Here is a 17,714-nt window from a genome sequence, read left to right as displayed (position 1 = left end):
GCTTACACGATGCAGCCCGGGCTTTCCTGATTTTTCGACGCAGCGACGAATGTTTGGCCCGTAAAAAAGCCGCACCGAAGTGCGGCTTTTTGTTGCCGGAGCGGGTAGTCGTTACAGCCAGTAGACCACGACGTACAGACCCAGCCAGACCACGTCCACAAAGTGCCAGTACCAGGCGGCGCCTTCGAAGGCGAAGTGGTGTTCCGGCGTGAAGTGGCCGCGCAGCACGCGGTACAGCACCACCGACAGCATGATCGCGCCCATGGTCACGTGGAAGCCGTGGAAGCCGGTCAGCATGAAGAAGGTCGAACCGTAGATGCCGGAAGTGAGCTTGAGGTTCAGCTCGCTGTAGGCGTGCATGTATTCGTAAGCCTGGAAGCCCATGAAGATCGCGCCCAGCAGTACGGTGGCGAACAGCCAGATCGCGGTTTGCGTCCGGTGACCGGCGCGCAGCGCATGGTGCGAAATCGTCAGCGTCACGCCCGAAGTCAGCAGCAGTGCCGTGTTGATGGTCGGGATCGGGAACGGGCCCATGGTCTGGAACGATTCGATCGTACGGGCCGGACCGATGTTGCCCCAGTGCGCAGCGAAGTCGGGCCAGATCACCTTGTGATCCAGATCGGCCAGCCACGGCATGGTGATGCTGCGGGCATAGAACAACGCACCGAAGAACGCCGCGAAGAACATCACTTCGGAGAAGATGAACCAGCCCATGCTCCAGCGGAACGAGGCATCGATACGGGCGTTGTACTGACCGGATTCGGACTCGCCGATGGCCTGGCCGAACCACTTGTACAGCACCACCAGCACGGCGACGATGCCGATCAGGTTGAGCGGCATGCCCCAGGAATAGCCGTTGACCCAGGCCGATGCGCCGGCCATGGTGACCAGCATTGCAATACCCGCCAGCACCGGCCACTGCGAGGGACCAGGTACAAAATAGTACGGCGCTTTAGCGTGTTGAGAACTCATCTCCATCTCCCAATACAAAATTCGGATCTTTTATAAATGACTGCTTCTGACCTGCACTGCCACATCCGTTATGTCTTGCTGCCGGACTGCGGCTGCTTCACGAAGAAACCGCCGAGCCCACTACCATTTTCACGATCAATACCAATACCGTCACAAAAATCGCCGCGCCGATGACGCCGGCGATGATGACGTGCAACGGATTCAGCTTGGCTGCATCGCTTTCGTAATCGCTGCGCTTGCGCACACCGAAGAACGACCAGAACACCGCCTTCATCGTTGCTGCAAATGAAGCCTTGCGCTGGGTTGCATCCTTCAAGTCGCTCATGTGCCGCTTCCTTCCTGTTGCCTACGACCGATCTCAACTTACTTTCTTCGACTTCTCTTCAGCTGGCCTTCTTGGCCTGCCCGCCGATCTCGAAGAACGTATAGGACAGCGTGATCGTCGTTACATCCTTGGGCAGCGCCGGATCGATGTAGAACACCACCGGCATTTGCTTGGCCTGGTTCGGGCCCAGCGTCTGCTGCGTGAAACAGAAACATTCCACCTTCTTGAAGAAGGCTGCCGACTGTTGCGGCGCATAACTCGGGATCGCCTGGGCGTCGACGCTGCGCGCCTGGGTATTGACCACCTCGTACACCACCTGCGTCATCTCGCCCGGATGGACCTTCATGCTGGCCACGGTCGGGCGGAAACGCCACGGTCCCTGCGAATTGCCGTCGAACTCGATCGTCACGGTGCGGCTCTTGTCGATCTGGCTGTTGCTCGGCGCTTCGACCGTCACATCTTTGGGCGTCAGGAAATTGACACCGGTCACTTCGCAAATCTTTTTATACACCGGGATCAGCGCATAGCCGAAACCGAACATCAACACTGCAATCACCAGCAGCTTGCCGAGCATCCGGCGGTTCAGGCTGCGTTCCGGCGACGCGTCGTTCTTGTCGGCGTCGCTCATCAGCGGAACCAGATGCGGTTGATGAAGATACCGGCAAAGAACACAAATGCCACCAGCGCCAGCAACAAACCCGTGCGCAGATTATTCGGCTTTTTACGATCTGTCATACAAAGTGGGCGGGACCAGCCCGCCGCTCCTTTTTTACTTAACTGTCGGTGGCGTTTCGAATGTGTGGAACGGCGCCGGGCTCGGCACAGTCCACTCCAGACCTTCAGCGCCTTCCCATGGCTTGTCTGCTGCCTTGACGCCGCCCTTGATCGACGGGATCACCACGAAGAACAGGAAGTACACCTGCGACAGACCGAAACCGAACGCGCCGATGGTCGCGAGCATGTTGAAGTCGGTGAACTGCGCCGGATAGTCGGCGTAGCGTCGCGGCATGCCGGCCAGACCCAGGAAGTGCATCGGGAAGAAGGTCACGTTGAACCAGACCAGCGAGTTCCAGAAGTGGATCTTGCCGCGGGTTTCGTTGTACATGAAGCCTGTCCACTTCGGACCCCAGTAGTAGAAACCGGCGAACAAGGCGAACAGCGAACCGGCCACCAACACGTAGTGGAAGTGCGCCACCACGTAGTAGGTATCCTGCATCTGGATGTCGATCGGGGTCACGGCCAGGATCAGGCCGGTGAAGCCGCCCATGGTGAACACGAAGATGAAGCCGACCGAGAACAGCATCGGTGTTTCAAACGTCATCGAACCACGCCACATGGTGGCGATCCAGTTGAAGATCTTCACGCCGGTCGGCACGGCGATCAGCATCGTGGCGTACATGAAGAACAGCTGTGCAGTCACCGGCATGCCGGTGGTGAACATGTGGTGGGCCCAGACGATGAACGACAGGATCGCGATCGATGCAGTCGCGTAAACCATCGATGCATAGCCGAACAGTTGCTTGCGAGCGAAGGCCGGGATGATCTGCGACACGATGCCGAACGCCGGCAGAATCATGATGTAGACCTCGGGGTGGCCGAAGAACCAGAAGATGTGTTGATACATCACCGGGTCGCCGCCGCCGGCTGCGTTGAAGAAGGAGGTACCGAAATGACGGTCAGTCAGCGTCATGGTGATCGCGCCTGCCAGCACCGGCATCACGGCGATCAGCAGGTAGGCGGTGATCAGCCAGGTCCAGCAGAACATCGGCATCTTCATCAGCGTCATGCCGGGAGCGCGCATGTTGAGGATGGTGACGATGATGTTGATCGAGCCCATGATCGACGATGCGCCCATGATGTGCATCGCGAAAATACCCATGTCCATGCCCGGGCCCATTTGCGTCGACAGCGGCGCATACAGGGTCCAGCCGGCGGCAGTCGCACCGCCCGGCACCAGGAAGGAACCGGCCAGCAGCAGCGCCGCAGGCGGCAGCAGCCAGAACGAGAAGTTGTTCATGCGGGCGAACGCCATGTCGGAGGCGCCGATCTGCAGCGGGATCATCCAGTTGGCGAAGCCGACGAAGGCCGGCATGATCGCGCCGAACACCATCACCAGGCCGTGCATCGTGGTCAGCTGGTTGAAGAATTCAGGGCGGAAGAATTGCAGGCCGGGCTGGAACAGTTCAGCGCGGATCAGCAGCGCCAGCACACCGCCGGACAGCAGCATGGTGAACGAGAACCACAGGTACAGGGTACCGATGTCCTTGTGGTTGGTTGCAAAGACCCAGCGGCGCCAGCCGTGCGGATGATCGTGATGTCCGTGATCATCATGGCCATGTGCGGCATGATCATGTGCATGCGAATGATCGTGGCCGTGATCGACTACTGTTGTGCTCATTTCAGTCTCCCAATTCTTCGATACATGCGCACCTTCCCGGCGCGCAGGTTCTCACTTAATTCAGTTACTTGCGCGCAGCCAGGACCTCGGCCGGTTGGACGATGTTTTCTTGTGCTTTATTGGACCAGCTGTTGCGTGTGTAGGTAATCACGGCGGCGATCTCGGTGTCGTTCAGCACCGACTTCCAGGCCGGCATCGCGTTCTTGCCGTTCAGCACGACCGCGATCTGCGCGGCCTTCGGACCGTTCACGACCGGATCGCCGTCCAGCGCAGGGAACGCGCCCGGCACGCCCTTGCCGTTGGCCTGGTGGCAGACCACGCAATTGGAGGTATAGACTTTTTCGCCGCGTTGCTTGAGTTCGTCGATGGTCCAGACCTTGGTCGGATCATCAGCCTTGGCGGCCATTTCCTTCTTCTTGCCGTCAACCCAGGTCTTGTAGTCGGCGTCGCTGACGACGTTGACCACGATAGGCATGAAGGCGTGATCCTTGCCGCACAGCTCAACGCACTGACCGCGGTAGGTGCCGATTTTTTCAGCCTTGAACCAGGTGTCGCGCACGAAACCGGGAATCGCATCCTGCTTCACGCCGAAGGCCGGAATGGTCCACGAGTGGATCACGTCGTTGGCGGTGGTGATGATGCGGACTTTCTTGTTGACCGGCACGACGACAGGGTTGTCGACTTCGAGCAGGTAATTGTCGTTTTTCTTCAGCGAAGGATCGGTGATCTGTTCGCGCGGCGTGGCCAGGTTGGACAGGAAGGAAATACCTTCGCCTTCGCCCTTGAGGTAGTCGTAGCCCCACTTCCACTGCATGCCGGTGGCCTTGATGGTCAGGTCGGCGTTGGAGGTGTCTTTCATCGCGACCACGGTCTTGGTGGCGGGCAGCGCCATGCCGATCACGATCAGGAACGGAATAATGGTCCAGGCGATTTCAACGGTGGTGCTTTCGTGGAAACTGGCCGACTTGTGGCCGAGGGACTTGCGGTGCTTGAGGATGGAGTAAAACATGACGCCGAACACGGCGACGAAAATCACCAGACAGATAATCAGCATCAGATGATGCAAATCGTAGATCTGTTCGGCGATCTGCGTGACCGGCGGCTGGAAATTGGTCTGCAACACGGCCGGACCACCCTGGCTGTCGACGACTTTATCACCCCATGCCCATGACGGCACGGAAGCCGCCAGGAGCGATGCACCAAGTAGCAAAGAGTGAAGGCGCTTCGCAATTATCATGATTTCCTCAAAAGCCCAAAATAATTATAAGAATTGTGCCGACTACCTGACGTTACTGCTTGCTGATAACTCGCGCTCCAGCTCCAGTGCGAATTCGCGTCTCTTCCATTCCGTCAGGTGCCGACCTACATCGACTCGTATTCCAGAGGACTCAAGCCTCACCAGTTTCCCAGCTGAGTGAGGCCCCGCCGGACCAATGCGTACATGCTGCAGATCGAGCCTGTAACGACTCGTTTTTCCTGCCTGTACGAATTCGACCAGCAAACAATCTTCGACCAGCGCGATATATTCGCGATCAGTCGCATGACGTGCATAAATCAGAAAAGCAAAACCGACTGCGGACAACTCAAGTACAGAAAAAACCAATATGTACCAGGCTCCACGCAAAGTGAAAACCAACGCTACTGTCAGTGAAACCGCGCATAGGATCGCGAAAACCTGCCCCAATTGGCGCGGCGCAATCGAACAGTTGCGCTTCAACAGCCACTCCCGCTTTACCATCGGACATTCTCCAGGCCGTTGGGCCGAGCACGTCCGCACAAGCTAAAACCCTCGGAGTATAAGGGGTAACCATAAATGTTATCAAGCGGAATAAAGTCGCTTTTTCGCTCTTGACACAATGCCTTTTCAGGCCCTGAAACAACCACTTCCGCGTCTGAAAATCCGCCTTTGACGCGCCTTGCGACGACTCGGCAGTTCGGCTTCGCGGCATTCATCGACTGCTCCCTCGGCGACGGTCCGGCTACTTTCTGGGCAAATCGAAGCGGATGATGGCCTCGCCGCCCGCCGTGGTCTTGGGCACGGGGCGGAAGGCATGGCCGTAAATCACCTCGAAACTCAGCGGTATCTTGCCATCGGCGCCGCGCTGCCGGTCGAGCGCCTGCAACAGGCGGGCGTGGGCCTCACGGCCGAGCAGGCCGCGCCGCCGGCTTTCCAGCGGATTGCCGCCCCAGGCGCGCACGTCGGCCAGCAGACGTTGTGGCGTGTCATAAGTAACGGTAATGGCTTCCATGTCCATGACCGGCGTCGAAAAGCCGGCATTGACCAGCATGTCGCCGAAATCGTGCATGTCCACGAAAGGCAGGCTGTGCGGATCGGCGTCGACCGCCTCGAAGGCGGTGCGCAGCTCCTTGAAGGTATCCGGCCCGAAGCACGAAAACATCAGCAAACCCTCGACCCGCAAGACCCGGCGCCACTCAGCGAAGACCCGGTCCGGCTGCGGATGCCAGTGCAGCGCCAGGTTGGACCAGACCATGTCGAGCGCGTTGGGCGCAAACGGCAGCTGCGCGAAATCGGCGCAGGCCAGGCTGGCGCCGCCACCCGGATTGGCTGCGGGCAGCCATTTATTGAGCAAGCGATTGACGGCGGACTGCGCGGCGAGCTGGTGTTCGCGCGCCAGGGCCACCATATTGAAGGCGCCGTCGAGACCGACGATCTGGGCGTCCGTAAAGCGCTTTTGCAGCGCGGCGATGTCGGCGCCCTCGCCGCAGCCCGCGTCCAGCACGCGCTGCGGATCGATCTTGATCAGCAGCAAGCGCTCCAGCATGCGCGCCGACACCTCGCGCCGCAGGAAATCGGATTCCGCCACGCGCGCCGGCGCCGAGAACAGACGGCGCACCAGGGGCAAATCGATGGGCGCGCTCAATTTGGCGCTGGCGTTGGGCAGGGGCAAAGACATGAAAAATTCAGGCGGACAAGATGAGATAATCGGCGCTAGTTTAGTCCAATTCCTCTTTTCGGGTGCGCCGCCGCTGCGACGCGGCCTCAAATCCGGACCGGCTCCTCGTACCTACGCGCACCTACGCACCCACGCTATCAACAACCCATGCTCTCGCGCCTGCTGACAGTCTCTCGCCGCTTGCTCCCCTTCGGGCGCCTGCTGCCGTCGTCTTGCGTGCTGTGCGGACAGACCGACCGTGAAGCGCTGTGCCAGTCGTGCCGGACGCGCTATTTTTCGATCGAGCCGCGGCGCTGCCTGCAGTGTGCGATGCCGATCCCGACCGCTGCCAGGGAAGTTCGCTGCGGCGACTGCCTCAAGCACAAGCCCGCCTTCGACGCCACCGTGGTCGCCGGCGACTACGCTGCGCCCGCCGACCAGTTGGTGCTGGCGCTGAAATTCGGCGCCACGCTGCCGCTGGCGCCGCTGCTGGCCGACATGCTGCGCGAGGCGCTCGGTCGTTACGCCGAACGCGGCCTGCCGCTGCCGACCTTGATGGCGGCCGTGCCACTCGGCCCGGGGCGCCTGCAAGAACGAGGCTTCAACCAGTCGCTGGAGATCGCCCGGCCGCTGGCCCGCGCATTAGACATCCGCCTGGAGCCGCAATTGCTGGTGCGCCTGCGCGACACCCAGGCGCAGGCGACGCTGCCCAACGACGAGCGCAAACGCAACATGCGGCGCGCCTTCGTGGTGCCCACCACGGCGATGAACCACGTGCGCGGCGCGCACATCGGCGTGGTCGACGACGTCATCACCACCGGCGAGACGCTCAACGAAATCGCCGAAACCCTCAAGCGCTTCGGTGCGCGGCGCGTGACCAATATCGTCTTCGCCCGCACCGTGGCCAGGTAATCACATCATTCATCAAGGAGAATCATTTGTTCCACGTCGTCCTGGTCGAGCCGGAAATCCCGCCCAACACCGGCAACATCATCCGCCTGTGCGCCAATACCGGCGCCCAATTGCATCTGATCGAACCACTCGGCTTTCCGCTCGACGACGCCAAGATGCGGCGCGCCGGACTGGATTACCACGACTATGCCAGCATGCAGGTGCATCCAGACTGGGATGCCTTCATCGCCAAGCGCCGCGCGGATCCAGAATTCAATGAGGCACGCATGTTTGCACTCACCACGCACGGCTCGACCCCATTCGCAAGCGTGACGTTCCAGCCCGGCGACGTGTTCGTGTTCGGCGCCGAAACCCGTGGCCTGGCGCCGGAACTGCGCGAATCCTTCCCGACCACGCAACGCATCCGCCTGCCGATGCGGCCCGACAACCGCAGCCTCAACCTGTCCAATACGGTGGCTGTGGTGGTCTATGAAGCATGGCGGCAGAACGGTTTTGCCGGCGGCGCATAGAATGTGACGCTCCATGGAAAAAGGCCGCGATTGCGGCCTTTTTCATTATGCAGAGACCCGGCTCAGCCGAGCAGCAATGCGTCGTCGGACAAGACTTCGCCGCGCGTACGCTCGAACATCTTCAGCAAGTCAGGCACGTCGAGACCGGCGCGCTCTTCACCTGAAACGTCCAACACTACCTGCCCTTGATGCAGCATCACGGTGCGGTCGCCGTAATCGAGCGCCTGGCGCATGCTGTGGGTCACCATCATGGTGGTCAGCTTGCTTTCGGAAACGATCTTGGCGGTCAGCTCCAGCACAAACGCGGCAGTCTTCGGATCGAGTGCGGCGGTGTGCTCATCCAGCAGCAGGATGCGCGACGGCTGCAGCGAGGCCATCAGCAGGCTGACGGCCTGACGCTGGCCGCCGGACAAGAGACCGATGCGGTCGGTCAGGCGCTTTTCCAGACCGAGGTTCAGGATGGACAGCTTCTCGCGGAACAGCTCGCGCATGTTGCGCTTGATCGCAAAACCGAAGCCGCGGCGCTTGCCGCGCGCCATCGCCAGCGCCATGTTTTCTTCGATGGTCAGCGCTTCGCAGGTGCCGGCCATCGGGTCCTGGAACACGCGCGCCACCATGCCGGCGCGATCCCAGGCTTGCTTTTTCGTGACGTCGACGCCGTCGATTTCAATGCTGCCGGAGTCCACCAGCAGGTCACCGGAAATCGCATTGAGGAAGGTCGACTTGCCGGCGCCGTTGGAGCCGATCACGGCAACGAACTGGCCGGTCGGGATTTCCAGGTTGAGGCCGCGCAAGGCGGGGTTTTCAATCGGGGTATCCGGATTGAAGGTGATCTTGAGTTCTTTGGCCTTTAACATGTCAGGCTCCCTTGCGCAGCAGTTTCAGCTTGCGCTTGCCCATCGGCAGCACCAGCGCCAGCATGACCAGCACGGCGGTGACCAGGTTCAGATCTTGCGCCTGCAGGCCGATGAAATCGCTGTTCAACGCCAGCGCGATGAAGAAGCGGTACAGGATCGCACCGAGGATCACAGCCAGCGTGGTCAGCACCAGGCGACGCGCCGGCAGGATGTTTTCACCGATGATGACGGCCGCCAGGCCGATCACGATGGTGCCGATACCCATGGAAATATCAGCGCCGCCCTGAGTCTGCGCAAACAGCGCACCGCCCAATGCGACCAGCGCGTTGGCCAGCGCCATGCCGGCCAGCGTGGCGCGGCCGGTGGCGATGCCCTGGGCGCGCGCCATGCGGGCGTTGGCGCCGGTGGCGCGCAAGGCCAGGCCGATTTCGGAAGAGAAGAACCAGTCCAGCAGCAGCTTGGCGGCAATCACCACGACCAGCAGCACCAGCGGACGTTCGACATAGTCTGGCATCCAGTCCGGCAGCAGAATGCTGAAAATGGTCGGCTCATTGATCAGCGGCACGTTCGGCTTGCCCATCACGCGCAGGTTGATGGAATACAGCGCAATCATCATCAGGATACTGGCCAGCAGATCCATGATCTTCAGGCGCACATTCAGCCACGCGGTGGTGAAACCGGCCAGTGCGCCGGCCAGGATGGCTACGCCGGTCGCCAGGAACGGGTTGTAACCGGCGGCAATCATGGTCGCGGCAACAGCGCCGCCGAGCGGAAAGCTGCCGTCGACGGTCAGATCGGGGAAGGTGAGGATGCGGAAAGAAATCAGCACCCCGAGGGCGACCAGGCTGAAAATCAGGCCGATTTCCAGTGCGCCCAACAACGTATACAGCGACATAAAAAGGTCTTTCTAAAAAAACACATTCGGCATCGGCTGCTGGCCGATGCCGAATGTCCTCTGAAAATCACGGCATGCGCCGTCGGTAACGCCGCATGCCGTGCTTCAAGATTACTGCGCCGAGCGGATTGCTCCGATCAGTTGATGACCTTGGTTGCCGACTTGAGGAACTCAGGCGACAGCGTCACGCCTTGTTTCTGTGCGGCGGTGGTGTTGATGTACAGCTCCAGGTTCTTGCTGGTCGACGATGGAATGTCGCCCGGCTTTTCACCCTTGAGGATGCGCGCCACGATTTTACCGGTCTGGCGGCCCAGGTCGTAGAAATTCACGCCCAGTGCAGCCACGGCGCCGCGCTTGACGCTGCCGGTATCGGAAGCCAGCAGCGGGATCTTGGCGTCGTTGCAGACCTTGGCCAGCGACTCGAAGGTCGACACGACCACGTTGTCGGTGGTGGTGTACATCAGGTCGATCTTGCCGATCAGGCTCTTGGCTGCAGGAGCAACGTCAACCGAGCGCGGTGCGGCGGCTTCCACCAGCGTCATGCCCTGCTTCTCCAGCACGGCCTTGATCGCGTTCAAGGCCGACACCGAATTGGATTCGCCCGGATTGTAGACGATACCGATGCGCTTGGCGCTCGGCAGGACCTTCTTGATGATCTCCACTTGCTTGACCGGATCGAGCATGTGCGACAGGCCGGTCACGTTGGTGCCGGACGGGCCCCAGTCCTTGACCAGTTGCGCGGCGATCGGGTCGGCGATGCCGGAATAGACGATCGGAATGGTCTTGGTCGACGCCACCAGCGGTTGTGCCGACGGAGTGCCGATGGCGACGATCACGTCAGGGTTGTCGCCGACAAACTTCTTGGCGATCTGACCGGCGGTGCCGGCATTGCCCTGGGCGCTCTGGAATTCGAATTTGAAGCCCTTGCCGGCCTCATAGCCTTCGGCCTTGAGCTCGTCGCGGGTGCCGTCGCGCACGGCGTCCAGCGCCGGATGCTCGACGATCGACGTGACCATGACGCTCTTGTCCGCGGCCAGGGCCGGCGCAGTGCAAACAGCCGCCAGCGCGAGTGCGCCGGTGACGGCGCGCAACGTTTTACTCAATGTGAACATATCCTCTCCTCTGTGATGCTGTGTATGAAAAAGCGCCTCTAGGCGGGCGCTTGCTTTTCGTTGATGACTGATTATTTGATGACTGTCTTGGCCGACTTGATCAGGTCAGCCGACAAGGTCACACCTTGTTTTTGCGCAGCAGTCGTGTTGACGAACAGTTCCAGCTTGCTGCTGGTGGCCGAAGCGATGTCGCCCGGCTTTTCGCCCTTCAGGATGCGTGCGACGACCTTGCCGGTCTGGCGGCCCAGGTCATAGTAGTTCACGCCCAGCGCAGCAATCGCGCCGCGCTTGACGCTGTCGGTGTCGGAAGCGACCAGCGGGATCTTGGCGTCGTTGCCGACCTTGACCAGCGCTTCATAGGCGGACACGACGTTGTTGTCGGTGTTGGTGTAGATCACGTCGACCTTGCCGATCAGGCTCTTGGCGGCCGAACCGACGTCCACCGTACGTGGCGCGGCGGCTTCAACCAGCGTGATGCCGGACTTGCCGAGCAATTCCTTCATCGCCTTGACGACCACGGCGGAATTGGCCTCGCCCGGGTTATAGACCATGCCGACACGCTTGACGTTAGGCACGACGCGCTTGATCAGGTCGACTTGCTTTTCCAGTTCCAGCAGGTCGGACACGCCGGTGACATTGGTGCCGGAAGGCTTCCAGTCCTTGACCAGTTGTGCTGCGACCGGATCGGTCACGCCGGAGTAGACGACCGGAATGGTCTTGGTGGCGCTGACCAGAGCCTGGGCCGACGGTGTAGCGATGGCGACGATGGCGTCAGGCTTGTCGCCGACAAATTTGCGGGCGATCTGTGCCGCAGTGCCGGTATTGCCCTGGGCGCTTTGGTATTCCCACTTGAGGTTCTTGCCGGCTTCGAAGCCTTCATCTTTCAGTTCGTCCTTGACGCCGTCGCGGACGGCGTCGAGAGCAGGATGCTCGACGATCGCGGTAACCAGAACTGTCTTGTCCGCAGCCAGCGCCGGCGCGGAACAGACGGCAGCCAAGGCGAGGGTGCTTACGAGCGTGCGCAACGACAGTTTTTTCATGCTGGACATGTGTGTCTCCTCAAAATTATTAGATGGAACCGGCAAAAGACGGTAAGTCTAGCCTAGCGCCTGCCAACAATCAATTTGCGTCGGCGATTTCGGCGCTGCGGCAAAATCGCATGAAATCCTCCAAAAGCGGGCCGATTCGCTCAAAAGACCTCATCCGATGCGATCTTCCGCACATCCGTTCGTATTTCACTGAAATTCAGCCTGGCCGGGCATTATCCACGGTAAAACGCCTTGCTGCAGCCGTGCAAGAAAAACCCGCTTGCTATAATCTGCGCCCTATGCCGAGCCTCCTCCGCCCTGTCGCCACCTGGATCGCCATCGCCTGCCTGGCGATCGGCAGCCTGTTGCCGCTGGCATCGCAGGCGGCGACCAAGTCATCGCCTGAGAGGGCCATGGCGATCTGCTCGACCTCCGCATCGTGGCAAAGCCCGACCGGGGCGCCGGGCCAGATGGCGCATGCGCATTGCCTGTACTGCAGCGGCGGCCAGCCGTTTCACCTGGATTTTCCGGACAGCAATGTCGACGCCTTCCGCGCCGCATTGGTCTACGTCACGACGCCTGCCCCGCAACGCGTATCGCAACTGCAGCGACTGCGCGAGGACAGCTGGGCGCGCGCGCCTCCGGCCTGATGGATGTTCCGTAAGACAGCACCCCCTCTTTCATTTTTTCCCAAGGATATCCATGTCCCACCGTCATTTATTTTCCCGCCTGGCCCTGATCGCCGGCATCGCGCTGAGCGGCGCCGCTTCCGCCCATGAATACAAAGCCGGCGACTTGCAGGTCGGCCACCCGTGGGCGCGCCCGACCGTGCCCGGCCAGCCGTCCGGCGGCGCTTACCTGAGCATCGAGAACAAGGGCAAGACCGGGGACAAGCTGCTGTCGGTCAGCTCGCCGGTTGCCAAATCCTCCGAAATCCACACCATGTCCATGGACGGCAATGTCATGAAGATGCGCGAAGTCGGCAGCATCGACATCAAGCCGTCCGAGAAGATCGCTATGCAGCCAGGCAACGGCTATCACATCATGCTGATCGGCCTGAGCCAGCCGCTCAAGCTGGGCGACAAGATCCCGCTGACGCTGACGTTTGAAAAAGCCGGCAAGCTGGAAGTGTCGATCTACGTCGAAGACAAGACCGCCGGCAAGGATGCGAAGGACGCCAAAGGCGGGATGGAACACATGCATCACTGATGTGTCTCGCCCACCGAAGGTGAGCAGAAAAAAAGCGGCCCGCGGGCCGCTTTTTTCATCTGCGCTCCCGGCGCCGAGGCTGACGGCCTACTTGCGCACCTTGGCCAGCAGCTTGGTCGTCGAACGGTCGTGTTCGAACGCAATCGCCACGGACTTTCCGCCATAGGCCGCCACGGCCTGCCCTTCGGGAATCGCCGCCATGTCGTAGTCGCCGCCCTTGACGTAAATCTGCGGACGCGCCTCCTGCACCACTTCCAGTGCAGTGTCTTCATCGAAGGGCACCACCAGCGACACCGACTCCAGCGCGGCCAGCACGGCCATGCGGTCTTCGCAGGTGTTGATCGGACGATCATCGCCCTTGCCGAGGCGCTTGACCGAAGCATCGGTATTGGCCGCGACCACCAGCGATGCGCCTTCGGCGCGTGCTTGCGCCAGGTAGGTCACGTGACCGCGATGCAGGATGTCGAACACGCCGTTGGTCAGTACTACCGGCTGCGGCAAGGCGGCGACGCGCGCTTGCAGGTCGGCGCGGCTGCAGATTTTTTTCTCGAAATCACTCATGGACAATTCCAGATAACAGTTGCGTTGTACGGTAACTTAATGCGGTTGCGTTGCAAGCTTGCATACACATGTAAAAAAGCCGCACCTGAGTGCGGCTTTGCCGATTCGGAAGCGACCCGGTCAGGCGGCGGCGGGATGTGCCGGCGGCGCCATGCGCGTGACGACTTCCTTGCGGTAGCGGTTGAGCTCCTGCACGGTCTCGAACGTGCGCTCGAACAGCAGCGACATGTTGTGCAGGATGCGGTCGACGACCTTCTTTTCCCACTCGCTGTCGAACTTGATCTGCGTGTCGAGCCAGTGCTCGAGCCACTCCGGATCCGGCAAACGGCTTTGCACGGTGTCGTTCGGGAACAGCGCCTGGTTGACGTGCAGGTTGGTCGGATGCAGCGGCTTTTCGGTGCGACGGGCCGAAGCCATCAGCACGCCGATCTTGGCGAAAGCGGCGCGCGCAGTATCGCCGACTTCGACCAGGGCTTTTTTCATGTAGCGCAGGTAAGCGCCGCCGTGGCGTGCTTCGTCCTGGCTGATGATCTTGTAGATTTGCTTGATGACCGGTTCGGTGTGCCAGTCGGAGGCGCAACGGTACCAGTGGTTCAGGCGGATTTCGCCGCAGAAGTGCATCATCAGCGTTTCCAGCGGCGGCGCCGGATCGAATTCAAAGCGCACGTTGTGCAGTTCTTCTTCGGTCGGGGCGAACTCCGGCTTGAAGCGGCGCAGGTATTCCATCAGCACCAGCGAGTGTTTTTGCTCTTCGAAGAACCACACCGACATGAAGGCGGAAAAGTCGCTGTCGCCGCGGTTGTCGCGCAGGAACATTTCCGTCGCAGGCAGCGCGGACCATTCAGTGATCGCATTCATGCGAATGGTCTGGGCTTGCTCGTCGGAGAGCAGAGAAGCGTCGAATTTGTCCCAAGGAATATCTTTATCCATGTTCCAGCGGACTTGCTCGAGCGATTTAAACAGTTCTGGGTACAGCATTCTGACCTTGCCTATGATTTAACTTGTTGATTTTACCAAGAATTTTCCCCGTCCCCATACTAAAACGGCTTCATTTCAGAATGATGACAAGCGGCAAAGTCTCGCAAATTATGCGGACAAATGTTGTTGTTTTGCGCCGATCAAGGGGATTTGGGCTTGCGGGAGGCTGGCTTGGGTTTGCCAGATTGTACAACAGTCGATTTGGCGCGTGTTCGCGGTTTGGCCGCAGGTTTGGCTTTTGTTGTTTTTTTCTGAGCCGCGGGAGATGGTGTTTTGATATCTTTTCCGGCCGGCGGCTGATCCGCCAGCACGTTGCCGACCGCCTGCTGGAATTGTTCCTGCAGCAAGTTCCACCATGCCGTCGGATTCGCCATCGAGGCTTGGAAGTCAGGCGCGGCGGGGTCAGGCTTGTCGCCGGAAGCGGACGGTGCAGCGGCTTGAGGCTGCGCGGTCTCTTCCGGTTCAACTTCAGGCTCAGGTTCCGGCTCAGGTTCCGGCGCACGCGCGGGTGCGGATTCCGCCGCCGGCTTGCCTTGCGGCGGCCATGTCGGGAAGCCGAACGGCGATCCCGCCTTCGCGGCCGCTGCCCCCTCGCCTTCGCGCGTCGACAGGATCGCGCCCATCGCCTGCAGCGTCGTCAGCGTGGCGCTTTGCACTTCCAGCGTCTGTATGGTGGCACGCAACATGTTCATGTTGAGTTCGAGCCAGGAGGCGACCGTCTTGAGGTCCGAGATCTTCTTGTTGATTTCTTCCACCGACAGCGACGGAATGCCGATCGCCGGCGTGCCCATGCTGCCCCACATCTTGCGCATGAATTCCATGGTGTCGGAAATCGATCCGGCGCCGGGCATGTTGTTTTGGTTGAGCATTGCAGTCTCCAATCGGCAAAATGATCACGTAGGGCTTGCGACGATTGTACGTGGTTTGCGTATGTGAGCAACGCATTCCTCGCCTCCCGATGGCGAGGGCGCGATACACTTGCGCCATGACAGAAGCAACAACTTTTCCACCCACCAGGCGTCGGCGCATTGCCGCGCTGATTCTGCTCACCATCGTGCTGCACGTACTGGTCATCCACTGGGGCAAGGACTATTTCAACGCGGCGAATGCCGATGAACGCGCGACCTCCAGCGTGAGCGTGACGCTGCGTCAGCTGGACTTGCCCAGCCAGCCGGTGTCGCTGCCGGTGGCTGCCGCGCCCAAATCACCGACGTTGCCGAAGTTGCTGAAACCTGCCAGACCGCGTTCGCCTGCACCACCGGCGTCGCCATCGTCTGATGCGGTCGCAGCCGTTGACGCCACTCCGGCAACAGTCAGCCCGCCGGCCCCGGAACCGCCTCAAACCGTCGTCGCTGCCGAATCCGCTGCCCCCAAAGATGACGGCCTGCCGCCCGTCCAGGGCACGCAATATCACATCGATCCGCCGCCCTCCGCCGCACTCGAATACGACGTGCTGGCGTTCTCCGACAACCTTACCTGGCACGGCACCAGCACGCTGGACTGGAAAACCGACGGCAATCGCTACACGGTCGACGGCGAAGTCTATACGCGCCTGTTCGCCAAGATCGCCTTCCTCAACTTCACCAGCAGCGGCGACATCGGCACGTTCGGCGTCGAGCCCGAGCTGTACACCGAGAAAAAACGCAACCGCCCCGCCACCAACACGCACTTCAATCGCGAACGTAACGTCGTCAGTTTTTCCGCCTCGACTACCACCTATCCGCGCGCCGGCGGCGAGCAGGACCGCGCCAGCCTGATCTGGCAACTGGCCGCCATCGGCCGTGGTGACAGCGCCAAATTCACGCCCGGCGCAGTCATCGACCTGTTCGTGGCCGGCGTGCGCGACGGCGAAGTGTGGCGCATGCAAGTGGTCGGCCACGAAGAAATCCGCCTCGTTACCGGCGTAGCCCAGGTCTGGCACGTGGTGCGCCAGCCACGCCCGGGGTCCTACGAACAGCGCCTCGACATCTGGCTGGAACCGGGCCGTCAATGGTATCCGGCGCGACTGCGCTTTACCGAAACCAACGGGGACTATCTGGAGCTGTCTCTGTCCAGACTCAAGACGCCATGACAAAGAACACCGGGATAAAAACTCTGCAATAAAAACTCTATAAACTAGCGCCATCGAGCGCGGTCGAACAAACTCGCAACGCTCCGAAAAACCGTAGGCATGCTTCGTCCCGGCATACGCAGGACCCGCCAGACAGTTGCCGAATTTTCAAGTGATTCCACATGCATAGTCAAACTATCAACATTTCTTCACGACGCGGCCTTTCGCGCCTGCTCGGCGTCTTGCTGCTGAGCGCCGCCACCGTTCCCCTGGCCCTGGCAGCCGATCCGGCCGAACATCCGGCGCTCAAGCGCAAAGTCAGCCTGCCGCCGTCGGCCGACCTCCACTACAACATCGAAGCCAAGCAAAGCGGCCTGCAAGTCACCGGCGAATCCACGGTCAAGTGGAGCAACGCCAACGGCAAATACAGCGTCAACGCCGAAACGCGCGCCATGCTGGTCGGTAAGATTCTCGAGGCCACCAGCGAAGGCGACATTGACGAGTACGGACTGGCGCCGGCGCGCTTCGTGGAAAAACGCTTCCGCCGCGAAGCGTCCACCACGACGTTCAACCGCGAAACGCACGCCATCAACTTCACGCAATCAAGCGAGACCTATCCGCTCAAGGGCGGCGAACAGGATCGCACCAGCATCATCTGGCAACTGATCTCGGTGGCGCGCGGCGCGCCGGACAAGTTCACCAACGGTTCCGAATGGCTGTTCTTCGTGGCCGGTCCGCGCGACGCCGAACAATGGAGCTTCAAGGTGGTCGGCCGCGAAAAGATCAAGACAAAACAGGGCGAGGTCAACGCCGTGCACATCTTCCGTGCGCCGCCGCCGGACGACAAGAGCCAGAAGCTCGACATCTGGCTGGCGCCGTCGTCGGACTGGTATCCGGTGCGCCTGCGTTTTACCGATCCCGATGGCGACTTCATCGAGCAAACCCTCGACAACGTCAGCAAGAAATAGAAACAGCGGTAGCAACAACAAGCCTCACGACCCATCAATAAGAAGA

General features: G+C 60.6%; 21 protein-coding genes. 6 read left to right on the top strand and 15 right to left on the bottom strand.

Annotated elements, in window-relative coordinates; genetic code table 11:
* Window positions 1-111: 111 nt before the first annotated feature.
* The 8 genes from E4P32_RS10230 to E4P32_RS10200 form a co-directional block, all read right to left on the bottom strand.
* On the bottom strand, window positions 112-972 hold the full coding sequence (locus E4P32_RS10230) for a cytochrome c oxidase subunit 3 (protein WP_116434297.1): 861 nt from the start codon (window positions 970-972) through the stop codon (window positions 112-114).
* A gap of 97 nt (window positions 973-1,069) precedes the next feature.
* The gene (locus tag E4P32_RS10225; RefSeq protein ID WP_116434298.1) at window positions 1,070-1,297 is read right to left on the bottom strand and encodes a DUF2970 domain-containing protein; all 228 of its coding nucleotides are present in this window, start codon (window positions 1,295-1,297) and stop codon (window positions 1,070-1,072) included.
* Between the two features lie 58 nt (window positions 1,298-1,355).
* Complete coding sequence (locus tag E4P32_RS10220; RefSeq protein ID WP_116434299.1) at window positions 1,356-1,925, bottom strand: cytochrome c oxidase assembly protein; 570 nt, start codon at window positions 1,923-1,925, stop codon at window positions 1,356-1,358.
* A complete protein-coding gene (locus E4P32_RS24210; RefSeq protein ID WP_016834733.1) occupies window positions 1,925-2,032 on the bottom strand; it encodes a cytochrome oxidase small assembly protein in 108 nt (35 codons plus the stop codon). The genes E4P32_RS10220 and E4P32_RS24210 overlap by 1 nt, the downstream gene beginning before the upstream one ends.
* Window positions 2,033-2,066: 34 nt before the next feature.
* Window positions 2,067-3,695, bottom strand: a complete 1,629-nt coding sequence (ctaD, locus tag E4P32_RS10215; protein WP_116434300.1) for a cytochrome c oxidase subunit I — start codon at window positions 3,693-3,695, stop codon at window positions 2,067-2,069.
* A 64-nt stretch (window positions 3,696-3,759) separates the two neighbouring features.
* The gene (gene coxB / locus E4P32_RS10210; protein WP_116434301.1) at window positions 3,760-4,932 is read right to left on the bottom strand and encodes a cytochrome c oxidase subunit II; all 1,173 of its coding nucleotides are present in this window, start codon (window positions 4,930-4,932) and stop codon (window positions 3,760-3,762) included.
* Window positions 4,933-4,974: 42 nt separating this feature from the next.
* Window positions 4,975-5,433: a DUF2244 domain-containing protein gene (locus tag E4P32_RS10205; protein ID WP_116434302.1), complete on the bottom strand. Its 459-nt coding sequence runs from the start codon at window positions 5,431-5,433 to the stop codon at window positions 4,975-4,977.
* A gap of 241 nt (window positions 5,434-5,674) precedes the next feature.
* The gene (locus E4P32_RS10200; RefSeq protein ID WP_116434303.1) at window positions 5,675-6,610 is read right to left on the bottom strand and encodes a methyltransferase domain-containing protein; all 936 of its coding nucleotides are present in this window, start codon (window positions 6,608-6,610) and stop codon (window positions 5,675-5,677) included.
* 147 nt (window positions 6,611-6,757) lie between these two features.
* On the opposite strand from E4P32_RS10200, the gene E4P32_RS10195 reads away from it, so the two are divergent.
* Together E4P32_RS10195 and trmL are read left to right on the top strand one after the other, a co-directional pair.
* Entirely contained in the window at window positions 6,758-7,501 is a 744-nt protein-coding gene (locus E4P32_RS10195; RefSeq protein WP_116434304.1) for a ComF family protein, read from the top strand.
* 26 nt (window positions 7,502-7,527) lie between these two features.
* Window positions 7,528-8,010 (top strand): tRNA (uridine(34)/cytosine(34)/5-carboxymethylaminomethyluridine(34)-2'-O)-methyltransferase TrmL, encoded by a 483-nt coding sequence (trmL, locus tag E4P32_RS10190; RefSeq protein WP_116434305.1) that lies wholly within the window; start codon window positions 7,528-7,530, stop codon window positions 8,008-8,010.
* 62 nt (window positions 8,011-8,072) lie between these two features.
* Here the strand turns inward: trmL and E4P32_RS10185 are convergent, their stop codons facing one another.
* The 4 genes from E4P32_RS10185 to E4P32_RS10170 all read right to left on the bottom strand — a co-directional run bounded on the left by E4P32_RS10185 (window position 8,073) and on the right by E4P32_RS10170 (window position 11,923).
* Window positions 8,073-8,867, bottom strand: coding sequence for an ABC transporter ATP-binding protein (locus E4P32_RS10185; protein WP_116434306.1), 795 nt, complete (start codon window positions 8,865-8,867; stop codon window positions 8,073-8,075).
* 1 nt (window position 8,868) lies between these two features.
* Window positions 8,869-9,762, bottom strand: coding sequence for an ABC transporter permease (locus E4P32_RS10180; RefSeq protein WP_116434307.1), 894 nt, complete (start codon window positions 9,760-9,762; stop codon window positions 8,869-8,871).
* Window positions 9,763-9,899: 137 nt separating this feature from the next.
* Window positions 9,900-10,874 (bottom strand): ABC transporter substrate-binding protein, encoded by a 975-nt coding sequence (locus E4P32_RS10175; protein WP_116434308.1) that lies wholly within the window; start codon window positions 10,872-10,874, stop codon window positions 9,900-9,902.
* Window positions 10,875-10,945: 71 nt separating this feature from the next.
* Window positions 10,946-11,923, bottom strand: a complete 978-nt coding sequence (locus E4P32_RS10170) for an ABC transporter substrate-binding protein (protein ID WP_116434309.1) — start codon at window positions 11,921-11,923, stop codon at window positions 10,946-10,948.
* 278 nt (window positions 11,924-12,201) lie between these two features.
* Here E4P32_RS10170 and E4P32_RS24090 point away from each other — a divergent pair, with 278 nt between their 5' ends.
* Entirely contained in the window at window positions 12,202-12,552 is a 351-nt protein-coding gene (locus E4P32_RS24090; RefSeq protein WP_158559725.1) for a DUF2946 family protein, read from the top strand.
* Between the two features lie 52 nt (window positions 12,553-12,604).
* Window positions 12,605-13,111: a copper chaperone PCu(A)C gene (locus tag E4P32_RS10160; protein WP_116434311.1), complete on the top strand. Its 507-nt coding sequence runs from the start codon at window positions 12,605-12,607 to the stop codon at window positions 13,109-13,111.
* Between the two features lie 87 nt (window positions 13,112-13,198).
* Here the strand turns inward: E4P32_RS10160 and rfaE2 are convergent, their stop codons facing one another.
* From rfaE2 to E4P32_RS10145, 3 genes are all read right to left on the bottom strand, one after another.
* On the bottom strand, window positions 13,199-13,672 hold the full coding sequence (gene rfaE2 / locus E4P32_RS10155) for a D-glycero-beta-D-manno-heptose 1-phosphate adenylyltransferase (protein ID WP_116434312.1): 474 nt from the start codon (window positions 13,670-13,672) through the stop codon (window positions 13,199-13,201).
* A gap of 120 nt (window positions 13,673-13,792) precedes the next feature.
* Window positions 13,793-14,650, bottom strand: coding sequence for a ferritin-like domain-containing protein (locus E4P32_RS10150; RefSeq protein WP_116434313.1), 858 nt, complete (start codon window positions 14,648-14,650; stop codon window positions 13,793-13,795).
* A gap of 140 nt (window positions 14,651-14,790) precedes the next feature.
* Entirely contained in the window at window positions 14,791-15,519 is a 729-nt protein-coding gene (locus tag E4P32_RS10145; protein ID WP_116434314.1) for a PhaM family polyhydroxyalkanoate granule multifunctional regulatory protein, read from the bottom strand.
* Window positions 15,520-15,635: 116 nt separating this feature from the next.
* Between E4P32_RS10145 and E4P32_RS10140 the strand changes: the two genes are divergently transcribed.
* Both E4P32_RS10140 and E4P32_RS10135 read left to right on the top strand, forming a co-directional pair.
* The gene (locus tag E4P32_RS10140) at window positions 15,636-16,721 is read left to right on the top strand and encodes a DUF3108 domain-containing protein (RefSeq protein WP_116434315.1); all 1,086 of its coding nucleotides are present in this window, start codon (window positions 15,636-15,638) and stop codon (window positions 16,719-16,721) included.
* A 161-nt stretch (window positions 16,722-16,882) separates the two neighbouring features.
* A complete protein-coding gene (locus E4P32_RS10135) occupies window positions 16,883-17,668 on the top strand; it encodes a DUF3108 domain-containing protein (protein ID WP_116434316.1) in 786 nt (261 codons plus the stop codon).
* Window positions 17,669-17,714 lie beyond the last annotated feature (46 nt).

The organism is Herbaspirillum sp. 3R11, assembly GCF_004563925.1.
GTDB lineage: Bacteria > Pseudomonadota > Gammaproteobacteria > Burkholderiales > Burkholderiaceae_D > Herbaspirillum.
The sequence above is the reverse complement of the archived record's forward strand: the minus strand, read 5'-3'. Positions and strand labels throughout refer to the sequence as shown.